At 66.0% G+C, this 21,453-nt stretch carries 17 protein-coding genes; 13 read left to right on the top strand and 4 right to left on the bottom strand.

Annotated features, from left to right (window positions below):
• Positions 1–102: 102 nt before the first annotated feature.
• The gene (locus QO014_RS07460) at positions 103–918 is read right to left on the bottom strand and encodes a creatininase family protein (protein WP_266348050.1); all 816 of its coding nucleotides are present in this window, start codon (positions 916–918) and stop codon (positions 103–105) included.
• A gap of 149 nt (positions 919–1,067) precedes the next feature.
• On the opposite strand from QO014_RS07460, the gene QO014_RS07455 reads away from it, so the two are divergent.
• The 8 genes from QO014_RS07455 to QO014_RS07420 all read left to right on the top strand — a co-directional run bounded on the left by QO014_RS07455 (position 1,068) and on the right by QO014_RS07420 (position 11,360).
• On the top strand, positions 1,068–2,438 hold the full coding sequence (locus QO014_RS07455) for an 8-oxoguanine deaminase (RefSeq protein WP_266348049.1): 1,371 nt from the start codon (positions 1,068–1,070) through the stop codon (positions 2,436–2,438).
• A 568-nt stretch (positions 2,439–3,006) separates the two neighbouring features.
• Positions 3,007–3,096, top strand: a complete 90-nt coding sequence (locus QO014_RS07450; RefSeq protein WP_266348048.1) for a K(+)-transporting ATPase subunit F — start codon at positions 3,007–3,009, stop codon at positions 3,094–3,096.
• 13 nt (positions 3,097–3,109) lie between these two features.
• On the top strand, positions 3,110–4,825 hold the full coding sequence (kdpA, locus tag QO014_RS07445; RefSeq protein ID WP_266348047.1) for a potassium-transporting ATPase subunit KdpA: 1,716 nt from the start codon (positions 3,110–3,112) through the stop codon (positions 4,823–4,825).
• Between the two features lies 1 nt (position 4,826).
• Positions 4,827–4,994 carry a hypothetical protein gene (locus QO014_RS07440; RefSeq protein WP_266348046.1) on the top strand — a complete coding sequence of 56 codons (168 nt, stop codon included), beginning with the start codon at positions 4,827–4,829 and terminating at the stop codon, positions 4,992–4,994.
• A 31-nt stretch (positions 4,995–5,025) separates the two neighbouring features.
• Positions 5,026–7,113 carry a potassium-transporting ATPase subunit KdpB gene (kdpB, locus tag QO014_RS07435; protein ID WP_266348045.1) on the top strand — a complete coding sequence of 696 codons (2,088 nt, stop codon included), beginning with the start codon at positions 5,026–5,028 and terminating at the stop codon, positions 7,111–7,113.
• A gap of 11 nt (positions 7,114–7,124) precedes the next feature.
• Positions 7,125–7,730 carry a K(+)-transporting ATPase subunit C gene (locus QO014_RS07430; RefSeq protein WP_266348044.1) on the top strand — a complete coding sequence of 202 codons (606 nt, stop codon included), beginning with the start codon at positions 7,125–7,127 and terminating at the stop codon, positions 7,728–7,730.
• 223 nt (positions 7,731–7,953) lie between these two features.
• Positions 7,954–10,668: a DUF4118 domain-containing protein gene (locus QO014_RS07425; protein WP_266348043.1), complete on the top strand. Its 2,715-nt coding sequence runs from the start codon at positions 7,954–7,956 to the stop codon at positions 10,666–10,668.
• Positions 10,665–11,360, top strand: a complete 696-nt coding sequence (locus tag QO014_RS07420; RefSeq protein WP_266348042.1) for a response regulator — start codon at positions 10,665–10,667, stop codon at positions 11,358–11,360. The genes QO014_RS07425 and QO014_RS07420 overlap by 4 nt, the downstream gene beginning before the upstream one ends.
• A 12-nt stretch (positions 11,361–11,372) precedes the next feature.
• Here the strand turns inward: QO014_RS07420 and QO014_RS07415 are convergent, their stop codons facing one another.
• Positions 11,373–12,503: an alpha-D-ribose 1-methylphosphonate 5-triphosphate diphosphatase gene (locus QO014_RS07415; RefSeq protein WP_266348041.1), complete on the bottom strand. Its 1,131-nt coding sequence runs from the start codon at positions 12,501–12,503 to the stop codon at positions 11,373–11,375.
• A 216-nt stretch (positions 12,504–12,719) separates the two neighbouring features.
• Entirely contained in the window at positions 12,720–13,754 is a 1,035-nt protein-coding gene (locus QO014_RS07410; protein ID WP_266348040.1) for an aldo/keto reductase, read from the bottom strand.
• Positions 13,755–13,996: 242 nt separating this feature from the next.
• Here QO014_RS07410 and kdgD point away from each other — a divergent pair, with 242 nt between their 5' ends.
• Together kdgD and QO014_RS07400 are read left to right on the top strand one after the other, a co-directional pair.
• Positions 13,997–14,929, top strand: coding sequence for a 5-dehydro-4-deoxyglucarate dehydratase (kdgD, locus tag QO014_RS07405; RefSeq protein WP_266348039.1), 933 nt, complete (start codon positions 13,997–13,999; stop codon positions 14,927–14,929).
• A gap of 124 nt (positions 14,930–15,053) precedes the next feature.
• On the top strand, positions 15,054–15,884 hold the full coding sequence (locus QO014_RS07400; protein WP_307257773.1) for an NAD-dependent epimerase/dehydratase family protein: 831 nt from the start codon (positions 15,054–15,056) through the stop codon (positions 15,882–15,884).
• Positions 15,885–15,920: 36 nt separating this feature from the next.
• Here the strand turns inward: QO014_RS07400 and QO014_RS07395 are convergent, their stop codons facing one another.
• The gene (locus tag QO014_RS07395; RefSeq protein ID WP_266348037.1) at positions 15,921–17,513 is read right to left on the bottom strand and encodes a GMC family oxidoreductase; all 1,593 of its coding nucleotides are present in this window, start codon (positions 17,511–17,513) and stop codon (positions 15,921–15,923) included.
• A gap of 215 nt (positions 17,514–17,728) precedes the next feature.
• Between QO014_RS07395 and QO014_RS07390 the strand changes: the two genes are divergently transcribed.
• The 3 genes from QO014_RS07390 (at position 17,729) to QO014_RS07380 (ending at position 21,447) form a co-directional block, all read left to right on the top strand.
• Positions 17,729–18,808, top strand: coding sequence for a sugar ABC transporter substrate-binding protein (locus tag QO014_RS07390; protein WP_266348036.1), 1,080 nt, complete (start codon positions 17,729–17,731; stop codon positions 18,806–18,808).
• Positions 18,809–18,919: 111 nt separating this feature from the next.
• Entirely contained in the window at positions 18,920–19,939 is a 1,020-nt protein-coding gene (locus QO014_RS07385; RefSeq protein WP_266348035.1) for an ABC transporter permease, read from the top strand.
• A gap of 5 nt (positions 19,940–19,944) precedes the next feature.
• Complete coding sequence (locus tag QO014_RS07380) at positions 19,945–21,447, top strand: sugar ABC transporter ATP-binding protein (protein WP_266348034.1); 1,503 nt, start codon at positions 19,945–19,947, stop codon at positions 21,445–21,447.
• Positions 21,448–21,453 lie beyond the last annotated feature (6 nt).

The raw sequence follows: 21,453 nt of genomic DNA, 5'->3' as shown, positions 1-21,453 counted from the left end.
CCGCGCGAGAGGCGGACGCTGCCGATGTCAGGGGCAATCTGGCCGGCTGGCGCTTAAGGGCGGGTTAACCATAGGCCGCGAAACGGTTTTTCCCCGTGCGCCTCAGTCGGCCGAATAGGCGGTCTTCTGGGTGATGTGCGACAGCGGGAAGGCGGCTACCTCGGTCAGCAGCTTGACGAGGAGGGCGGCGGCGCGATCGACGGCGATCTTGCCGCGCGCGGGATCGGCGGCGCTCGCATTGCCCATCGCGCCCGTTGGCTGCACGTCCTGCGCCTGCCAGCCATAGTCGACCTTGCCATAGGGGATCAGCACCTCATTGGTCTTTTCGAGCGCGACGGAGAGCGGCACGAAATTCTCGGCGAGATCCATCTTCACGAGGTCGGGGTGGAGGTCGAGCATCAGGCTCGTCTCGATCTCGCCGCCATGGATGCCGTGGCGGTGCTCGGCCTCAGAGAAGAGATCCGTCAGATCCGTCATGCCGAACCAGGTCGAGGCGACGGCGAACATGTCGAGCTTCACGCGCAGTTCGCGGCAGACGATGTCCATCACCTGCGGCTGGCCGCCATGGGAATTGAAGAACACGATCTTGCGGCAGCCGGCGCGGTTGACGCTCTCGCCGATCTCGAACCAGAGCCGCGCCAGCGTCTCATAGGAGAAGCTGAGGGTGCCGGGGAAGGCGAGATGTTCGTTTGATTTGCCGATCGGCATGGCCGGCAGCACCAGCACCTGCAGATCGTCCGGCATCTGGTCGATCGCGCGCTGGACGATGCCCGCATTGATGGCGGCGTCGACGCGCACGGGAAGATGGGGGCCGTGCTGCTCGATCGCACCGACCGGCTGCAGGGCGACGACCTTCGACATGTCGAGCTTCGAGAATTCCGCGGTCGTCAGATCCCACCAATAGCGCGAGGGCAGCATGTCTTGTCCTTCCAGTGTCGGCGTTGAGAGCATCGGCGTTGTCGCGGATCGATATCACCAATAGTCTCTCCGGGGTGTTGCCATGGTCGCAACGCACCAGCCTCAATCTTGATTGCGTGACGCGCAACCCTTTAGCGGGATGATGATCGATGCAGAATGCACAGGGTTCGGCGCCGGAGCGGCTTTGGGTCAAGACGCCGCTCGCGGTGATGGCGGAGGGCGCCGAGGGCGGGATCGTGGTCGAGGATGGCCGGATCGCGGAGCTGGTGCCGGGCGGCGCCGAGCCGGCGCACCCGGTGCATGCGATCTTCGATGCCTCGCGCCATGTCGTGACGCCAGGCCTCGTCAATGCGCACCATCATTTCTATTCGAACCTGACTCGGACACACCCGAAGGGCATCAACAAATCGCTGATGCCCTGGCTCGAAGGGCTCTATCCGCTCTGGGCGGCGAAGCTCAATCCGGAGAATTTCCGCCTCGCCTGCCGCATGGCGTTGACCGAATTGCTGCTGTCGGGTTGCACCACGGCGGCCGACCACCATGCGATGTTCGCGGTTGGGCTCGAGGATGCGATGGACATCCAGGCCGAGGAGGCGGAGAAGCTCGGCATGCGGCTCACGCTGGTGCGCGGCTCGCGCGATCTCTCGGTCAAGGACGGCATGCTGGCGCCGGAAAACGTCGTCCAGTCGATCGATACGATCCTCACCGACAGCGAGCGCGTCATCCGCCGCTACAATGACCGGTCCGAGGGCTCGATGGTGCAGGTCGCGCTGGCGCCGGATTCGATGTTCACGGTCAGCGAGACGCTGATGCGCGAAACGGCCGCCCTGGCGGCGCGGCTCGATTGCCGGCTGCATACGCATCTTTCCGAGCGCGCGGCGGAGGTCCCCGCCTCGTTCGAGCTCTATGGCTGCGGGCCGATCGACCGGATGGAGGAACTGGGCTGGATCAACGACCGGCTCTGGCTCGCGCATGCGATCCATCTCGACGATGCCGAGATCGCCAAGCTCGGGCGCCACGGCGTCGGCGTCTGCCATTGCCCGACCTCCAGCATGATGTTGGGCGCCGGCCGCTGCCGCACCAATGAGCTCGAGGCGGCGGGCTGCGCCATCGGCCTCGGTGCCGATGCATCGGCGGCGAATGACTGCTCCAATGCGATGGGCGAGGTTCGCCAGGCGATGCTCCTGAACCGGCTCACCTACGACCCGGCCGATGTCAGCCATCTCGACGCGCTGCGCTGGGGCACGGAGGGCTCGGCACGCTGCCTCGGGCGCACGGATATCGGCACGATCGCGGTCGGCAAGCAGGCCGACCTCGCCTTCTATACCGTCGATGAACTGCGCTTTTCCGGCGCGGGCGACCCGCTCGCGGCGCTGGTCTACTGCGCCGCGCAGAGCGCCGACCGCGTGATGATCCGGGGCGGCTGGCAGGTCGAGGACGGCGCTCCAAAGGGCGTCGACGTGGGCGAACTGATCTTCGAACACACCAAGGCGTCCAGGGCTTTCCTGCAGGCGTTGTAAGCGGCCGAACTCAGGCCCGCGGATACGCGCCGTCAGCCCTCTCTCCCGCGTAGCGGGGGAGAGTGGGAGAGGGGGCGCGCAAGCTCCGTCGGCGGTGCGGCGGGCCCCCTCCCGACCTCCCTCGCAAGCGGGAGAGGAGAAGGAAGAGGGAGCCGGGCGGGATAGACGACTGGGAAAGGCACCAGCCAGCCCTCTCTCCCGCGCAGCGGGGGAGAGTGGGAGAGGGGGCGCGCAAGCTCCGTCGGCCGATGCGGCGGGCCCCCTCCCGGCCTCCCCCGCAAGCGGGAGAGGAGAAGGAAGGGGAGGCGATAGCTCTTCATCCCTATGAGATTTTAATACGGCCAGCTTTGCCGCCGTCTCGATCCCTTATGCGCTTCTGACGATCTTCAGCACCGAAGCCGGGTCCCGCATGGGGTCCGGCTCGTCGTCTGTTGCGGCGTGCCGGTCCCGGCCGCCCGATCCAGGAGTGCTCCCATGCTCGATATCGTCATGCTGGCGATCGGCCTCGGCTTCTTTGCCGTCGCCGCTCTGTACAGCCTCGTCTGCGACCGGCTCTAGGGAGGCTGCCATGCTTCTCGATTATGTGCTCGGCGGCGGCGTCACGCTCATCCTGCTCGTCTATCTCACCTATGCCCTGATCCGCCCCGAGCGGTTCTGAGAGGCCTTTCATCATGACCTTGAACGGTTGGATCCAGATCGCGCTCTTCTGCGTGGTCGTCATCGCGCTCGTGAAGCCGCTCGGCTGGTACATGGCGCGCGTCTTTTCCGGCGAGCGGACCTTTCTCTCGCCCGTGCTCAGGCCCGTCGAAGCCGGGCTCTACAAGCTCGCCGGCACCAGCGACCGGGAGGATCAGCACTGGCTGACCTATGTCGGCGCCATGCTGCTCTTCAACCTGGCCGGCTTCGTCGTCCTCTATCTGCTGCAACGCTTCCAGGCGTCGCTGCCCTATAATCCGATCGGCATGTCGAACGTGCCGCCGCAACTCGCCTTCAACACGGCGGCGAGCTTCGTGACGAATACGAACTGGCAGAACTATGGCGGCGAAAGCACGATGTCCTATCTCGTGCAGATGGCCGGCCTCGCGGTCCAGAACTTCGTCTCGGCCGCCACGGGCATCGCGCTCGCCATCGCGCTGATCCGCGGCTTCGCTCGCCACTCGGCCCGCGGCATCGGCAATTTCTGGGTCGACCTGACCCGCGCGACGCTCTACCTGCTCCTGCCGATCTCGATCCTCTTCACGCTGTTCCTCGTCTGGCAGGGCATCCCGCAGACGCTCGGCAGCTATATCGAGGCGACGACGCTGGAAGGCGCCAGGCAGACCATCGCGGCCGGCCCGATGGCCTCGCAGATCGCGATCAAGATGCTCGGCACCAATGGCGGCGGCTTCATGAACGCCAATGCGGCGCATCCGTTCGAGAACCCGACCGCGCTCTCCAACATGATCCAGATGATCTCGATCTTCGCGATCGGCGCGGCGCTGACCAACGTCTTCGGCCGCATGGTCGGCGACCAGCGCCAGGGCTGGGCGATCTTCTCGGCGATGGGCGTCCTCTTCCTCGCCGGCGTCATCGTCTGCTACTGGGCCGAAGCCTCCGGCAATCCGCTGGTCCATGCGCTCGGCATCGATGGCGGCAACATGGAAGGCAAGGAAGTCCGCTTCGGCATCTCCATGTCGGCGCTCTTCGCGGTGATCACGACGGCCGCCTCCTGCGGTGCGGTCAACGCCATGCATGACAGCTTCACGGCGCTCGGCGGCATGATCCCGCTGATCAACATGGAACTCGGCGAGATCATCGTCGGCGGCGTCGGCGCGGGCTTCTACGGCATCCTGCTCTTCGTCATCATCGCGATCTTCATCGCCGGCCTGATGGTCGGGCGCACGCCCGAATATCTCGGCAAGAAGATCGAGGCGAAGGAGGTCAAGATGGCGCTGCTCGCCCTCCTGGTCCTGCCGCTCGGCATGCTCGGCTTCACGGCGATCGCGGTGGTCATGCCGTTGAGCGTCGCGTCGATCGCCAATCCCGGGCCGCATGGATTTTCTGAAATCCTCTACGCCTATACCTCGGCGGCAGCCAATAACGGCTCGGCCTTTGGCGGGCTCACCGGCAATACCGACTGGTACAACATCACGCTGGGCATCACCATGCTGATGGGCCGCTTCCTGATGATCGTCCCGGCCATCGCCATTGCCGGATCGCTCGCGGCCAAGAAGACGGTGCCGAGCTCGGCCGGCACGCTGCCGACCCATGGCGGGCTCTTCGTCGGCCTGCTCGTCGGCGCCATCGTCATCGTCGGCGGACTGACCTTCTTCCCGGCGCTGGCCGTCGGCCCGATCGTCGAGCATTTCGCGATCGCCTCCGGCCAGACCTTCGGTGCGGGAGGCTGAGATGGACCTCTATCTGCAGAAGAGGCGGATCCGGGTCGATGCCCGGGTCCAGGAGACATCGGACCCGCCACGCGCCTCCGACGTCCTCATCGTGATGCTCGCCACGCTCTCCGTGGCGGCCGGCCTCCTCTACCTCATCGCCACGCTCTTTCCGGCTCTCGCCGTCTAGTCGGCCGACCGGATCATTACGGGATCATCCCATGAGCCAGATCAGATCAGCGAGCATTTATGACGCTCGCATCCTCGTGCCGGCGGTCGGCGCCTCCTTCCGGAAGCTCGACCCCCGCATCCTCATCAAGAACCCCATCATCTTCGTGGTGGCGGTAGTCTCCCTCCTGACCACCATCCTGTTCCTCCGCGATCTCGCCACGGGGCGCGGTGGCCTCGGCTTCTCGTTCCAGGTCAATGTCTGGCTCTGGTTCACCGTGCTCTTCGCGAACTTCGCCGAAGCCGTCGCCGAAGGGCGCGGCAAGGCGCAGGCCGAAGCGCTCCGCCGCACGCGGACCGAGACGCAGGCGAAGCTGCTCGCAGGCCCCACCGCCGACCTCGCCATCTACAGGATGGTCCCCGGCAACAGCCTCAAGGTCGGCGATATCGTCCTGGTCGAATCCGGCGACATCATTCCTTCCGATGGCGAGGTCATCGAGGGTGTCGCCTCGGTCAACGAGGCGGCGATCACGGGCGAATCCGCGCCGGTGATCCGTGAATCCGGTGGCGATCGCTCGGCGGTGACGGGCGGTACGCAGGTGCTCTCGGACTGGATGCGCGTGCGCATCACGGCGGCGGCGGGCTCTACCTTCCTCGACCGCATGATCTCCCTGGTCGAGGGCGCCTCGCGCCAGAAGACGCCGAACGAGATCGCGCTCAATATCCTGCTCGCCGGCATGACGCTGATCTTCGTTTTCGCCACGGCGACGATCCCGAGTTTTGCCGCCTATGCCGGCGGCTCGATCTCGATCCTCGTGCTGGTCGCGCTCTTCGTCACCCTGATCCCGACCACGATCGGCGCGCTCCTCTCCGCGATCGGCATCGCCGGCATGGATCGGCTCGTGCGCTTCAATGTGCTCGCCATGTCCGGCCGTGCGGTGGAAGCGGCGGGCGACGTTGACACGCTGCTGCTCGACAAGACCGGTACGATCACGCTCGGCAATCGCCAGGCGACCGAGTTCCGCCCGGTGCGCGGCGTCTCGGCCGAGCAACTGGCCGATGCCGCCCAACTCGCCTCGCTCGCCGACGAGACGCCGGAAGGCCGCTCGATCGTCGTGCTCGCCAAGGAGAAATACGGCATTCGCGGCCGCGACATGGCCTCGCTCCATGCGAGCTTCGTGCCCTTCACGGCACAGACGCGCATGAGCGGCGTCGATGTCGACGGGTCCTCGATCCGCAAGGGCGCGGTCGATTCGATCCTCGCCTATATCGACACGCTGCCCTTTGACGGGAGCAGCGCGCCGCAGTCGGGCGCCAGCCGCGAGCTGGTGCGCGAGATCCAGTCCATTGCCGAAGAGATCGGCAAGTCGGGCGGCACGCCGCTCGCGGTTGCCCGCGACGGCCGCCTGCTCGGCGTCGTGCACCTGAAGGATATCGTCAAGGGCGGCATCAAGGAGCGCTTCGCGGAACTGCGCCGCATGGGCATCCGCACCGTCATGATCACCGGCGACAATCCGATGACCGCGGCGGCGATCGCGGCGGAAGCCGGCGTGGATGATTTCCTCGCCCAGGCCACGCCGGAGAACAAGCTGGCGCTGATCCGCGAGGAGCAGGCCAAGGGCAAGCTCGTCGCCATGTGCGGCGACGGCACCAATGACGCGCCGGCGCTGGCCCAGGCCGATGTCGGCGTGGCGATGAACACCGGTACGGTCGCGGCCCGCGAAGCCGGCAACATGGTCGATCTCGACAGCGATCCGACCAAGCTCATCGAGATCGTCGAGATCGGCAAGCAATTGCTGATGACGCGCGGCGCGCTGACGACGTTTTCGATCGCCAACGATATCGCGAAATATTTCGCGATCATCCCGGCCATGTTCGTCGCCTTCTACCCGCAGCTCGGCGCGCTCAACGTCATGGGCCTGTCGACGCCGCAGAGCGCCATCCTGTCGGCGATCATCTTCAACGCGCTGATCATCATCGGGCTGATCCCGCTGGCGCTGCGCGGTGTCACCTATCACGCGGTGGGAGCCGCCTCGCTGCTCCGTCGCAATCTCGTGATCTATGGCCTGGGCGGTATCGTGGTGCCCTTCGTCGGCATCAAGGCGATCGACATGATCGTCACCGCGCTCGGCCTCGCCTGAGGACCAAGACCATGTTGAAACAGCTTCGTCCCGCCCTTGTGATGATCGTCGCCATGACCGCCATCACCGGGCTTCTCTACCCCCTCGCGATGACCTCGGTCTCGCAGGCGATCTTCCCCGCGCAGGCCAATGGCAGCGTGATCGAGAGGGACGGCAAGATCGTCGGCTCCGCGTTGATCGGCCAGTATTTCGCGAGCCCCGGCTATTTCCACGGCCGTCCGTCGGCGACGACCGGCCCAGACCCGGCTGATCCGTCCAAGTCGGTCGCCCAGCCCTATAATGCGGCGAACTCGATGGGTTCCAATCTCGGGCCGAGCAACCCGGCGCTGATCGACCGGATCAAAACCGATGCGGCGACGCTGAAGGCCGAGAATCCGAACGCACCCGTCCCGATGGATCTTGTGACCACGACCGGCAGCGGCCTCGACCCGCACATCACGCCGGAGGCGGCAGCCTTCCAGGTGCCGCGCGTCGCCAAGGCGCGTAACCTGCCGGAGGATCGCGTCGCCGCACTCGTCAGCCAGCATGTCGAAGGCCGCCTCTTCGGCATTCTCGGCGAGCCGCGCGTCAACGTGCTGGAACTCAACCTTGCGCTGGACAAGCTGGCGGCGGGTTGAGTGGCTGCGCGAGGCGGTTTGCTTTCTGCCGTGGGAGACTGCTTTGAGAAAGGCATTCAAATTCCGTCATGCCCGGGCTTGTCCCGGGCATCCACGCTTTCCCGGCAGCTGGACCCGTCTGCGCCAGCAAGTCGTGGATGGCCGCGACGGGGCGCGGCCATGACGGCTATACTGCAGCGGACAACGCGTCTTTTATGACAGCAAGAATTGGGTACACCACGGAATGAGCGACAGCTCGACCCGGGACGACAAGCGACCTTCGCCGGATGCGCTTCTCGACGCCGCCAGGCGCGAGGAGCGCGGCCGGCTGAAGATCTTTCTGGGTGCCGCGCCGGGCGTCGGCAAGACCTATGAGATGCTGCAATCCGGCCGGGCACGGCTCACCTCCGGGGCCGATGTGGTGGTCGGCGTCGTCGAGACGCATGGCCGCAAGGAGACGGAAGCCCTGGTCGAGGGCTTCGAGATCATTCCGCGCCGCCGGGTCGACCACAAGGGCCAGGTCCTCGACGAGATGGACCTCGATGCGATCCTGGCGCGGCGGCCGGAACTGGTGCTCGTCGACGAACTCGCCCACACCAATGCGCCTGAAAGCCGGCATCCCAAGCGCTACATGGATGTCGAGGAGCTGCTCGCCGCCGGCATCGACGTCTATACGACGCTCAACATCCAGCATGTCGAGAGCCTGAACGATGTCGTGGCGCAGATCACCCGCATCCGCGTGCGCGAGACCGTGCCGGATTCGGTGCTCGACAGCGCCGACGATATCGAGGTGGTCGATCTCTCGCCCGCCGACCTGATCGAGCGGCTGCAGGAGGGCAAGATCTATCTCGCGCATACGGCGAAGCGCGCGATCGAGCATTTCTTTCAAGCCGGTAACCTGACCGCGCTCCGGGAACTGGCGCTGCGCCGCACGGCCCAGCGCGTCGATGCGCAACTGCTCTCGCACATGCAGAGCCACGCCATCGCCGGGCCTTGGGCGGCGGGTGAGCGCGTTCTGGTCTGCGTCAGCGAGGATCCGCGCTCGCCGGCGCTGGTGCGCTATGCCAAGCGCCTCGCCGATCGGCTGCACGCGCCCTTCGTCGCGCTCTATATCGAGACCCGGCGCAGCCTCCAGCTCACCGAGGCGGAGCGCGACCGGATCGCCGAGACGCTGCGGCTCGCCGAGCATCTGGGTGGACAATCCGCCTCGATCCCCGGTGGCGACCGGCGCATTGCCGATGAAGTGCTCGCCTATGCGCGCACGGAGAACGTCAATCACATCGTCATCGGCAAGACGGACCGCTCGCGCTGGTTCGAGCTCATCAATGGTTCCGTCGTGCACGAGCTGGTGCGCCGCGCCGGCTCGATCAGCGTCCATGTCATCGCCGGCGAGACGCTGCCCGACACTGCCACGACCGGGCGGCGGCCGGCGACGGTGCGCGAACCGGTCAAGCCGCTGCCCTATGCCATCGCGCTCGTCGCGGTCGCGATCTCACTGGGGATTAGCAAGCTGATCCAGCCTTCGGTCGGCATCGAGAATGTCGACCTGATCTTCCTCGTCGGCATCATCGCCGTGGCCTCGCGTTTCGGGCTCGGGCCGGCGCTGGTCGCGATGGTGGCCGCTTCGCTCTGCTACAATTTCTTCTTCCTGCCGCCGACCTACACCTTCACCATCGCTGACCCGACCAATGTCGCGGCGCTCTTCATCTTCACACTGGTGACCTTCATCGTTTCCAACCTCGCCGCGCGGGTGCGGGCGCAGGCGATCTCGGCGCGCGGCCGGGCGCGCACCACCGAGCAGCTCTATTCCTTCAGCCGCAAATTGGCCGGCGTCGGCACGATCGACGATGTGCTCTGGGCGACAGCCTACCAGATCGCGGCCATGCTCAAGGTGCGCGTCGTCCTGCTGCTCTCGCATGATGGCGAGTTCGGGGTGCGCGCGGGCTATCCGCCGGAGGACAAGCTCGACCAGGCCGATGTCGCGGCGGCCAAATGGGCGTTCGAGAACAACCAGCCGGCCGGTCGCGGCGCCGATACGCTGCCGGGGGCCAAATGGCTTTTCCTGCCGATGCGCACCGGTCGCGGCGCCATCGGCGCCATCGGCATCTCGAGCGAGGACAAGGCCGGGCCGATCCTGGCGCCGGAGGAAAGCCGGCTCCTCGATGCGCTCGCCGATCAGGCGGCGCTGGCGATCGAACGTGTCTTCCTTGTCGAGGATATCGACCGCGCCCAGCGCTCGGCCGAGACCGACCGTCTGCGCTCGGCGCTCCTGACATCGATCTCGCATGATCTGAAGACGCCGCTCGCCTCGATCATGGGCGCCGCCGGCACGCTGCGCGATCTCTCCGCCGCCCTCGACGAGCCGACCAAGGCGGAACTGATCGGCTCCATCATGGACGAATCGGAACGGCTGAACCGCTTCATCGCCAATCTGCTCGACATGACGCGGCTCGAATCGGGCGCCGTCGAACCCAATCTGACGTTGATCGATGTCAGTGAGGTCGTCGGCACGGTGTTGCGGCGTGCGGCGAAGATCCTCGCCCGGCACAGCGTCGATGTCCGCGTGCAGCCGGGATTGCCGATGGTGCGGGTCGATCCGGTGCTGTTCGAGCAGGCGCTCTTCAACCTGATCGACAATGCCGCCAAATATACGCCGGCCGGTTCGACCATCCGGCTCGAAGCCTGGCAGCGCGGCGACCGCGTGACGCTGCAGATCATCGACGAGGGACCGGGATTGCCCGCAGACGATATGGAGCGGATCTTCGACAAGTTCTATCGCGTGCGAAAGGGCGACAATGTCCGCGCCGGCACCGGGCTCGGCCTCTCGATTGCGCGTGGCTTCGTCGAGGCCATGGGTGGAATGGTGATGGCGTCGAACCGCAATGATCGCAGCGGCGCGGTGTTCACCGTGCTGTTGCCGGTGCCCGACGAGGCGGCGAAAGTCGGGGAGGCGGCATGAACGCGCCGGTCGCCAGGATCCTCGTGGTTGACGACGAGCCGGCGATCCGCCGGCTGCTGCGCGCCGGGCTTTCGACGCAGGGTTATGAGATTGTCGAGGCGGCGACGCTCGCGGAGGCGCGGACCGCTGTCGTCCGCGACGCGCCCGATCTCGTCATCCTCGATCTCGGCCTGCCCGATGGCAGCGGCCGCGACCTGCTCATCGAATGGCGCGCCGCAGGCCTCGTGATCCCGGTTGTGATCCTCTCCAGCCGCACCGACGAGACGGGCATCGTCGAAGCGCTCGATCTCGGTGCCGACGATTATGTGACGAAGCCGTTCGGCATCAACGAACTGATCGCGCGGCTCCGCGTGGCGCTGCGCCATCGACTGCAGCAGCAGGGCGAAAAGCCGCTCTTCGTCAGCGGCGATCTCTCGGTCGATCTGGTGCGCCGGATCGTCAGGCTGCGCGGGCAGGAGGTGAAGCTCTCGCCGAAGGAATATGAAATCCTGCGCGCCCTGGTGCAGCATGCCGGCAAGGTTCTGACGCACCGCCATCTGCTGCACGAGGTCTGGGGCAATGCGCAGGACCCGCAATATCTGCGCGTCTATGTCCGCCAACTCAGGCAGAAGCTCGAGGACAACCCCGAGCAGCCACATTATATCCGCACCGAAACCGGAGTCGGCTACAGACTTCGCGAGGCGGATCGTTAGCCGGATTCGGATCTAGAGATAGCGTCGTCCGGCGACCCAGATCCCGCGAATGACGGGAACACCGCCGACCAGCGTCACGCGCAGCAGATCGGCGCGCAGGCCCGGTGCGATGCGGCCGCGGTCGGGAAGGCCGATCGCATCGGCGGGTTTCGCCGAGACCATCGCGATCGTGTCGTGCAGCGGCCGGCCGCGCGCGGCCAGAATGAAGGGCGCGTGCAAGAGGCTCGCCGGCACATAGTCCGAGGTCAATATATCGAGCAGCCCGGCATCGGCGAGGTCGGTCGCGCTGGCATTGCCCGAATGCGAGCCGCCCAGCACGATGTTGGGCGACCCCATCACGACCTGCATGCCGAGCGCGCGCGCCCGTTCGGCGGCGGCGAGCGTGGTCGGGAACTCGCTGATAACGATGCCGTCGGCATGCGCCGTCTCGACATCGTCGAGGGTGGTGTCGTCATGGCTGGCGAGAGAAATGCCGCGCTCCAAGGCGGCCCGGCTGATCACGGCGCGGCTCGGCGGTACGTGGAGTTGCTGATGGGCACGTCGCTCCGCCAGATAAAGCGCGAATTCCTCGTCGCTCCAGACGCGGGCGTTCTTCTTGCGCCGATATTCGCGATAGAGCGCCATGTCGTGCCATTGCCGCTGGCCGGGCGTGTGATCCATCAGGCTCATCAGGCGCAGGCCCGGATTGTCGACATGGCGCTCGACGATGCCGAGCAGAGCAGGATCGGAGAGTTCGCAGCGGAAATGGAAATAGTGATCGGCCTTGAGGAGGCCCGCCGTGCGCGCCTCGGTCAAGCCACCGATGGCGGCGTCGAGCATGGCGGTGCGCAGTCCGCGGCTGTCATAATCACCGATCGAAAGCGAATCGAGCACGGTGGTGACGCCGGCGCCGAGCATCTGCCAGTCATGTGCCAGCACGGCCGCCAGCGTCGCCGGCCATTTCACGCCGGGACGCGGCATGAAATGATGCTCGATATTGTCGGTGTGGATATCGATGAGACCGGGCAGGAGATAATCCGCGCCCTCCCGCGCTCCGTCCCCCATACTCTCGACCCGCCCGATCCTGTCACCGTCGAGGGTTACGGTTCCGAAGATGGTGCGATCGTCGAGGACGATATTCAGGGCGTCGGCTGAGGGCTGCATGGCGGCTCTGGGGAGAGAGGGGAACTTTCGATCGGCATCGCCGATCTTGGCGTACCCCCGGCCGCAGGCCAAGCTGCGCCCGGCATCTCGCCTGCCGGACGCACTCGCATCCTGTGCCGCGAAGCGCGCTGGCACAGGGGCTTAGGCACTGCCCATGATGATTTGATGACGCCTTGTGCCGGCCCGGTGGAAACGTCGCCGCCGGGCCGCGAGGGGTCACGATGCGGGGAGCGGCGCCGCCGGGTCGATCAGGCCGGCCTGCCGCAAATCCGTCCAGAGTGCCGGCGGGATGGGCTGCCGCAGATAGCCGAGATTCTGCTTCAGTTCGCCGACCGAGCGGGCGCCGGGAATAACGCTTGCGACGGCGGGATGCCCGAGCGGAAATTGCAGGGCGGCGGCGGGCAGGGAGACCTTGTGGTCGGCGCAGATTGCCTCGATGCGGCGGACGCGCTCCAGGACCGGCTCCGGCGCGAGCCGTGTGTTGAAGGTCGCGCCTGCGACGGCGCCGGTCGCCAATATGCCCGAATTATAGGGGCCGCCGATGATGATCTTCGTGCCGCGCTGCTCGCAGAGTGGCAGCAGGGTCGCGAGCGGTTCCTGTTCCAGCAGCGTGTAGCGACCGGCGAGCAGGAAATAGTCGAAGGTTCCCGCCACTACGAAGTCCGACAGCATCTGCCATTGGTTGATGCCGACGCCGACGGCCTTGATGACGCCCTGCGAGCGCAGCGCGTCGAGCGCGGGATAGGCGCCATCCATCGCCTCGCGGAAGCGGCTCCGCGCGAACGGGTCCTCGCCGGGCTGGAAATGCAGCGCCTCGTCGGGATCGTGGATCGAGACCATGTCGACATAGTCGGTGCCGAGGCGCTTCAGCGTGCCCTCCAGCGAGCGCATCACGGCATCGCGGGAATAGTCGAATTCGGCGCGGTAGGAGCCGGGCTGCTCCCAGAGTGTCGGCTTCAATTCGTCCGGCGCGATCGGGACGAGGTCGTAGCCGATCTTGGACGAGATCACGATATCGGCGCGCGGCAGGAATTGGATCGCGAGCCCGAGCCGCGTCTCGCTGACGCCGAAGCCATAGACCGGCGCCGTGTCGAAATAGCGGATCCCGTTCTCATAGGCCGCATGCACCGTGCCGATCGCCGCCTCCGTGTCGACGGCGCGGTACATATTGCCGAGGCCGGTGCCGCCGAGGCCGATGGTTGTCACTTTGAGACCGTTCTTCGCGACGGTCCTGAGCTCGATCTCTGCCATTTTTCCTTCCCAGTGCTTGGAATCTCGTCGTGGCACGACCGCGCGCACTGCGCGCCCGCGCCCGGTTTGCTGCCGAAAATCCGCGTTCCGGCCCCGGCTTCGAATGAGCATTGACACATAACTTGTCATATAACAATGTAACCGCACAAAAGACGTCGACGGCCCGCCGGGCTCGGCCCGACCACCATCACCGGCGTTTCCGGCCTGTCAGGCCGGCCGGGTTCAGACACGGAGTATTCGACTTGACGTTCTCGCCCGCCGAACTGACGACATCCCTCGCCAAGGGCCTCCTGTCCTTCCCGCTCACCTTTTTCGACGGATCCGGCGCCTTCAACGAGGCGGGCTATCGCGCGCATGTCGCGAGCCAGGGTTCAGCCGGGGCCGCCGGTCTGTTCGCGGCGGGCGGCACGGGCGAGTTCTTCTCGCTCACGCTCGATGAATATCGCCGTGTCGTGCGGGCGGCGGCCGACGAGGTTCCGGCCCATGTTCCGCTGCTCGCCGGTGTTGGCTACGGCACGAAGATGGCGGTGGAATTCGCCAAGGCGGCCGAGGCCAATGGTGCGGACGGGCTGCTGGTGTTGCCGCCCTATCTGATCAAGTCGGAGCAGGATGGCCTGCGCCAGCATCTGGCGACGATCTGCCGGTCGGTCGATATCGGCGTGATCGCCTATAATCGCGACAATGCGATCCTGACCCCGGAAACGCTGGCCCGCCTCGCCGAGGAGTGCCCGAACCTCATCGGCCTCAAGGACGGCGTCGGCGATATCGAGCTCCTGACGGGGTTGCGCGCGGAGATGGGCGATCACCTGATCTTCATCGGCGGCATGCCGACGGCCGAGGTCCATGCCACGGCCGCGGCAGCGATCGGCATGACGACCTATTCGTCGGCGATCTATAATTTCGCGCCGGAGCTGGCGCTCAGCTTCTACAACGCGCTCCATGCCGGCCGCTCGTCGGAAATCGACGGCCTGATCCGCAGCTTCTTCCTGCCCTATCTCGCCATTCGCAATCGGCGGGCCGGCTATGCCGTCTCGATCGTCAAGGCGGGTGCGCGCCTCGCGGGGATCGATTGCGGCCCGGTCAGGCTGCCGCTTCTCGACCTGACCGCCGACGAGGAAAGCCGGCTGATGGCGTTGATGCGGTCTTGCGGCATGCCGGTCGCCGAGATGGCGTGAAGCCGCTGGCAGCCCGCATTGCGGACGGATGGCTCTCTTCCGGAGAGGCGTGATGACGTCTGACCGCGAGGCACCTCCGCGAGTCCTGCCGCCACGATGATCATCGAGCATGAAAGGACAGGACGTGGCCCTATCCGACCGACCGGTTCTGTTGACGGGTGCGGCCGGCACGATCGGCCGGCTGCTGGCGCATCGGCTCGCGGCCCTCGGCTGGCCGCTGCGGCTGACCGATCTTGCGCCGCTGCCGTTTCCGCTCCCGCCCGGGGCAACCTTCGAGACGATCGATCTGCAGGATCAGGAGGCCGTGCACCGCCTTGCCGAGGGTTGCGGGTTGATCCTGCATTTCGGCGGCGTCTCGACCGAGCAATCATTCGAGGCCGTTCTCGGCGCCAATCTGCGCGGCAGCTACCACATCTACGAAGCGGCGCGACGGCAGAAGGCGCGGGTGGTCTTCCCGTCCTCGGTGCATGCCGTCGGCCTCTATGAGCGGTCAGCAATCCTCGACCAGGACTGCCCGCTTAGGCCGGACGGCTATTACGGCCTCTCGAAAGCCTATGGCGAAATGCTGGCCCGGCTCTATTGGGACAAGCACGCGGTGGAGAGCGTGCTGATCCGCATCGGCTCGGTGCTGCCGGAGGTGAGCGACGAGCGAATCCTCTCGACCTGGATCTCGCATGATGATTTCGTGCGGCTGATCCAGCGCTGCGCCGCCGCCGAGCGGGTCGATTGCTCGGTCATCTGGGGCGCGTCCAACAACAGCCGCAGCTTCTGGCGGCACGATGCGCGGGCGAAGATCGGCTGGATGCCGCGCGACAGCTCCGACGATCAGGCCGAGCGGGTGGCCGGCAAGGTGACGGCCGATCCCGTGGTCGAGCGCTATCAAGGCGGCAAGTTCGTCGTGGTCGATTATAGCCGCACCGATTTCCCGCCACCGGCCATGTTCAGCGACGATTGAGCCGGCAGGCGCCACAGCCGGCCGGCTCGACAGCTATCAGGCCGCCGGTGCGACGCCCTTGATGAGATCCGCCGCCTTCTCCGCGATCATGATCGTCGCTGCATTGGTGTTGGACGATATCAACCGCGGCATGACCGAGCTGTCGCAGACGCGAAGCCCCTCTATGCCGCGCAGCTTGAGAGTGGGGTCGACGACACTCTCCGCATCCCCGCCCATCCGGCACGTCCCGACCGGGTGATAGGCCGACCGTGCATGTTCGCGTGCAAAGGCGGCATAGTCGCTGCGCGTGCGCACCGTGTCGTCCGGCAGGTGAAGGCGCCGCACGAACGGCCTGAAGGCGGGTTGCGACAGGATATGCTGGCTCATCTCGATGCCGTCGACGGCCCGCTCCAGATCGTAGGGATCGGAGAAGGCGTTCGGATCGATCGCCGGCGCCATGCGCGGATCGGCCGTCCGCAGCGTGACCGTGCCGCGTGAGCGCGGCCGCACATGATAGGAATTCAGCGTGCAGCCATGGCCGCCCGGCACGCTGCCGATGCCCTCTTCGAGACCGGCCCCCGGGAGAAAGTGAAACTGGATGTCAGGCGTCGCCTCGCTGCGATCGCCCCACCAGAAGCCGCCGGCCTCGACGATGTTCGAGGCGACGGGTCCCTTGCGGAACATGAGATATTCGAGCGCCGCCACCGCCTGCCAGCGGCGCTTCTTGTAGCGATCGATGCCGAAGGAGCCCGAGAGCTCGGCGAGAACATCCACGTCCATATGGTCCTGCAGGTTCTGCCCGACCTGCGGCAGGTCGCGCACGACGTCGATGCCGAGGCCGCGCAGATGGTCGGCCGGCCCGATGCCGGAGAGCATCAGGAGCTTCGGCGAGCCGATCGCGCCTGATGTGACCACCACTTCGCGCTCGGCGCGCAATATGACCGGGCGGCCCTGATCGATGATCTCGACGCCGATGGCGCGGCCTGATTCGATCACGATCCGGTTCACGAGAACCCCCGTCCGGACCGTCAGGTTGGGGCGGCCGGCGGCGGGGCGCAGATAGCCGACGGCGGTGCTGCTGCGTCGGCCGGCACGCGTGGTCGACTGGTAGAAGCCGGCACCGGCCTGTCTGCCCGCATTGAAATCGGCATTGAAGGGCAGGCCCGCCTCCTGCGCCGCGCGCACGAAGACACGCGTCAGCGGATGCGGCGCCGGCGCGCTGACACCGAGCGGCCCGTCATTGCCGTGATGTTCCCCGCCAAAGGTGTCGTTGCCCTCGGACTTTCGGAAATAGGACGACACGTCGCCATAGCCCCAGCCGGCGCAGCCTTCCGCGTCGCGCCAGGTGTCGTAATCTTCCGGGCAGCCGCGCGTGAAGACCTGGGCGTTGATCGACGATCCGCCGCCGAGAACGCGGGCCTGAGGATAGACCATCCGCCGCCCGACGATCTCCTGCCCCGGCTCGGTCTCGTAGCCCCAGATCAGCGGGCCCGCGGTCATCTTGAAGAAGCCGACCGGCACATGGATGTAGGGGTTGGTATCGCGTGGCCCCGCCTCCAGCAGCACGACCGAGATCGCGGGATCCTCGGTGAGGCGGGCCGCGAGCACGCAACCGGCCGACCCTCCGCCGATGATGATGTAGTCCGGCATGGTTCTCCCTCCCAAACCGCAGGAGGGCTGTTCCGCCATCTCCGCCGTCATTTCGCCCGCACATTCGCAAGCCCCTTGCCGACGGTCAAGAGTATGCATATGGTGAGCTTCTTGAAGGGTTGTCGTACAAATAACGATACGAGCCACTTCGGAGTTCAGATGCCGGGGAGAACGGGCGGCATCCGTGCTTGCATCATTCATTGGGAGGGTAACGAATGGATCGCATAACGAAATCGCGCTTCGGCGCCATGAATCGCAGGTCGTTCCTGACGACCATCGCCGCCGGCGCAACGGTCGCCGCGCTGCCGAAGACGCTGTTTGCAGCCGACAAGCCGACGCTCGTCACGTCCATTCGCTCGCTGTCGAACCCCTATCACGCGGTCTGGAAATCCGGCGCCGAGGCCTTCGCCAAGTCTGTCGGCCTCGATCATGTGACGCTGGTTTCGGAAGGCAATAGCGAGAAGGGCATTGCCGACATCAAGGCCCTGCTCGCCAAGACCGGCGGCAACATGGTGCTGAATTCCGACCCGAACGATACGCCGGATGCGCGCCCGATCGTCGAAGCCTGCGCCAAGGCGGGCGCCTATGTCGTCACGCAGTGGAACAAGCCGGCCGATCTCCATCCGCGCGACTTCAACCCCTATTATGTCTCGCATATCGAGTTCGACGGCACGGTCAGCGGCAAGCTGATCGCGGAAATCCTGTTCAAGTCGATCGGCGGATCGGGCGGCATCGTGGCGCTCGGCGGGCAGATCTCCAACACGGCCGCGATCGAGCGCAAGCAGGGTCTGGAAGCGGCGCTCGCCGCCAATCCCGACATCAAGCTGCTCGATTTCCAGGTCGCGAACTGGAAATCCTCGGAAGCCTATGATCTGACCGGCAACCTGCTCACCCGCTTCGGCGACCAGGTGAAGGGCATCTGGGCCGCCAATGATGACATGGGCACGGGCGCGCTCGAGGCGCTGCGCGCCGAAGGCCTCGCCGGCAAGGTTCCGGTCGTCGGCGTCGACGGCATCAAGGCGGCCGTCGATGCGGTCCGCAATGGCGAGTTCGCCGCCACCGTCACCTCCGACCCGTTCTGGCAGGGCGGCATGGGGCTCTCCATCGCCCTGCAGGCGCTGGAGAAGAAGTTCGACCCCACCACGCAGCCGCCGGACCACCGCGAATTCTACGGCAAGGCCGTCCTCATCTCGAAGGACAATGTCGAAGAATATTACAAGACCAACATCGAGTCGCAGCCGACGGTCGACTGGAACGATCTCTGGGGCCGCGTCACCGGCCCGATCAGGAGCTGATCTCCCTCCGAGACGATTGCGCAAAGCGCACTGTTCCGTCCGCGCCGGCAGCATTGCCGGCGCATTTCGGCAGCTGCCGGCTCCAGCCGGCCATGAGCGGGGCTTAGTTTGTTGACCGCAAATATCGATAATCTCAAAGCGGGCGGAGCGTCCGAACGACGGTCGGCGCTGCTCGGCCTCGCGCGCCGGCTGACGAACAAGCGCGCCGCGCCGCTCTTCGTGCTGATTGCGCTCTGCGTGCTGATCACCATTGCCAATCCGAGCTTCATCGAGCCGCGCAATCTGGTGCGCATCGCCAATTCGGCCGCGGTGCCGCTGACGCTGGCCATGGGGCTCACCTTCATCATCCTGCTCGGCAGCATCGACCTTTCGGTGGAGGGATCGCTATCGGTCGCCGCCATGGTCGTCGTGCTGCTCGCCGCCAATGACGCCAATACCAATCAGTTCGGCTGGCTCGCGGTCTTTGCCGCGATCGCCGCAAGCACGGTCATGGGCCTGGCGACCGGGCTGATCCAGACCATGCTGCGCATCCCATCCTTCATGGCGACGCTCGGGGTCTGGTTCATCGGCCTCGGCATTTCGGTTTATATGCTGGGTGGGTCCGCCGTGCGCCTCATGGACCCCTCGATCCGTAATCTCGCTTTGGCGCGCTTTGCCGGCCTGCCGCTCGGCGTCTGGGTGGCGCTCGGCGCCTTCGCCTTCGCCTGCACGATCCAGTATCATACGCGTCTCGGCCGCTACATCATGGCGATTGGCGGCGGCGAAGACCTCGCCGAGCTTTCGGGCGTCAATGTGCGCCGCGTGCGCATTCTCGCGTTCGGCCTCGCCGGTTTCTTCTTCGGCATGGCGGGCGTCCTCTCGGCTGCCCAACTCGGCCGGTCGGATGCGGTCATCGCCGATGGCCGGCTGTTTGCGGCCGTCACGGCTGTCGTCGTCGGCGGCACGGCGCTGACCGGTGGTGAAGGTGGTGTCGTCAATACGCTGATCGGCGTGCTGATCGTCACGATCCTCGGCAATGGCATGATCCTGCTCGGAGTCTCCCCCTATGTGCAGCAGACCGCGCAGGGGCTGATGATCATCGCCGCCGTGGCGCTCTCGCTCGACCGCATTCGCCTCCAGATCGTGAAGTGACCGACATGCTCTCAGCACATTCGATCACGAAATCCTTTGCCGGCGTTCCGGCGCTGAAGGGCGTCTCGCTCGAGATCCGCCCCAATGAGGTGGTTGGCCTCATCGGCGAGAATGGCGCCGGCAAGTCGACGCTGATGCGCGTCTTCGCGGGAACGCATCAGCCCGATGGTGGCACGCTGACGCGCGACGGACAGCCCGTCCGCCTGCGCAATGCCCGCGACGGCGCCGCGAACGGCATCGGCATGGTGTTTCAGGAGCAGTCGCTGCTGCTCAATCTCTCCGTCGCCGAGAACATCTATCTCGGGCAGGAAAGCCAGTTCGTCCGCTTCGGCCTTGTTGACTGGAAGGCCATGCGGTGTGCCGCCCGGCGGCAGCTCGACAAGATCGGCGTCGATATCGACGTCACCGCGCGAACCTCGGAGCTGACCTTCGCCGCGCGCCAGATGGTCGAACTCGCTAAGGCGCTGACGCTGGAGGAGACCATCGCGCGGCCGCTGGTGATCCTGCTCGACGAGCCGACCTCGGTGCTGAGCGGCAGCGATATCGAGATCCTGTTCAACCGCGTTCGCTCGCTCAAATCACGCGCGAGCTTCGTCTTCGTCTCTCACCGTCTCGACGAGGTGCTGCGCATCTCCGACCGCGTCTACACGATGAAGGACGGGGAAGTGGTGGCGGAGCACCGGGCCAGCGACATTTCCGGCCCGGAACTGCACAAGATCATGGTCGGTCGCGGCCTGCACACCGCCTATTACAAGGAAGACCGCCAGCTTCCGCCGCGCGACGAGGTGCTCGTCGATGCAACGGACCTCGGCGCCGGCGACACGTTCAGCCATGTCGATCTGAAGATCCATGCCGGCGAGATCGTCGGAATCGCGGGCGTGGTGGGCTCGGGCCGCGAAGAGGTGACGCGCACGATTGGCGGCTTCATGAGCCACACCGAGGGCTCGCTCAAGATCATGGGCGAGGCCGTCCATTTCCGCTCGCCTGAACAGGCGGTGCGCCGGAGCATTGGCTATATCCCGCGCGAGCGCCGGCTCGAAGGGCTGGTGATGTTCCTGTCGATCGCGGAGAACATTTCGCTCGCCGATCTTTCCGCCGTCACCAAGAACGGCCTGATCAACTATCACGCCGAGCGCGCGCTCGCGACCGACTGGATCAGCCGGCTGCACATCAAGGCGCCGGGACCGGACATAGCCTGCCGCAAGCTCTCCGGAGGCAACCAGCAGAAGGTGGTGCTGGCGCGGTGGATGACGGCCGGCTCGCGGATTCTCATCCTCGATCATCCGACACGCGGCCTCGATGTCGGCGCGAAAGAGGAGGTCTACGAACTCGTCCGCGAACTCTCGCGCCAGGGCGTGGCCATTCTCCTGATCTCCGACACGCTGGAGGAAACCATCGGTCTGTCGCATCGCGTCATCGTCATGCGGGACGGGGCGGTGACGGCCCGTTTCGACGCCGCGCCGGGCAACAAGCCCGACCAGGTCGATGTCGTCCGGGCGATGGTGTGAGGCAGC

Origin of the sequence: Kaistia dalseonensis, assembly GCF_030814715.1 — a bacterium.
Taxonomy (GTDB): Bacteria; Pseudomonadota; Alphaproteobacteria; order Rhizobiales; family Kaistiaceae; genus Kaistia; species Kaistia dalseonensis.
Note: the sequence above shows the minus strand (reverse complement) of the source record. Positions and strands in the feature narration are given on the sequence as shown.

What these genes read in the sequence shown, in the direction of transcription:
- QO014_RS07460 (WP_266348050.1), bottom strand. Translation starts at nt 918, where the DNA reads ATGCTGCCCTCGCGCTATTGGTGGGATCTGACGACCGCGGAATTCTCG.
- QO014_RS07450 (WP_266348048.1), top strand. Translation starts at nt 3,007, where the DNA reads ATGCTTCTCGATTATGTGCTCGGCGGCGGCGTCACGCTCATCCTGCTC.
- kdpA (WP_266348047.1), top strand. Translation starts at nt 3,110, where the DNA reads ATGACCTTGAACGGTTGGATCCAGATCGCGCTCTTCTGCGTGGTCGTC.
- QO014_RS07415 (WP_266348041.1), bottom strand. Translation starts at nt 12,503, where the DNA reads ATGCAGCCCTCAGCCGACGCCCTGAATATCGTCCTCGACGATCGCACC.
- QO014_RS07380 (WP_266348034.1), top strand. Translation starts at nt 19,945, where the DNA reads ATGCTCTCAGCACATTCGATCACGAAATCCTTTGCCGGCGTTCCGGCG.
- kdpB (WP_266348045.1), top strand. Translation starts at nt 5,026, where the DNA reads ATGAGCCAGATCAGATCAGCGAGCATTTATGACGCTCGCATCCTCGTG.
- QO014_RS07440 (WP_266348046.1), top strand. Translation starts at nt 4,827, where the DNA reads ATGGACCTCTATCTGCAGAAGAGGCGGATCCGGGTCGATGCCCGGGTC.
- QO014_RS07390 (WP_266348036.1), top strand. Translation starts at nt 17,729, where the DNA reads ATGGATCGCATAACGAAATCGCGCTTCGGCGCCATGAATCGCAGGTCG.
- QO014_RS07395 (WP_266348037.1), bottom strand. Translation starts at nt 17,513, where the DNA reads ATGCCGGACTACATCATCATCGGCGGAGGGTCGGCCGGTTGCGTGCTC.
- QO014_RS07420 (WP_266348042.1), top strand. Translation starts at nt 10,665, where the DNA reads ATGAACGCGCCGGTCGCCAGGATCCTCGTGGTTGACGACGAGCCGGCG.
- QO014_RS07425 (WP_266348043.1), top strand. Translation starts at nt 7,954, where the DNA reads ATGAGCGACAGCTCGACCCGGGACGACAAGCGACCTTCGCCGGATGCG.
- QO014_RS07430 (WP_266348044.1), top strand. Translation starts at nt 7,125, where the DNA reads ATGTTGAAACAGCTTCGTCCCGCCCTTGTGATGATCGTCGCCATGACC.
- QO014_RS07410 (WP_266348040.1), bottom strand. Translation starts at nt 13,754, where the DNA reads ATGGCAGAGATCGAGCTCAGGACCGTCGCGAAGAACGGTCTCAAAGTG.
- QO014_RS07455 (WP_266348049.1), top strand. Translation starts at nt 1,068, where the DNA reads ATGCAGAATGCACAGGGTTCGGCGCCGGAGCGGCTTTGGGTCAAGACG.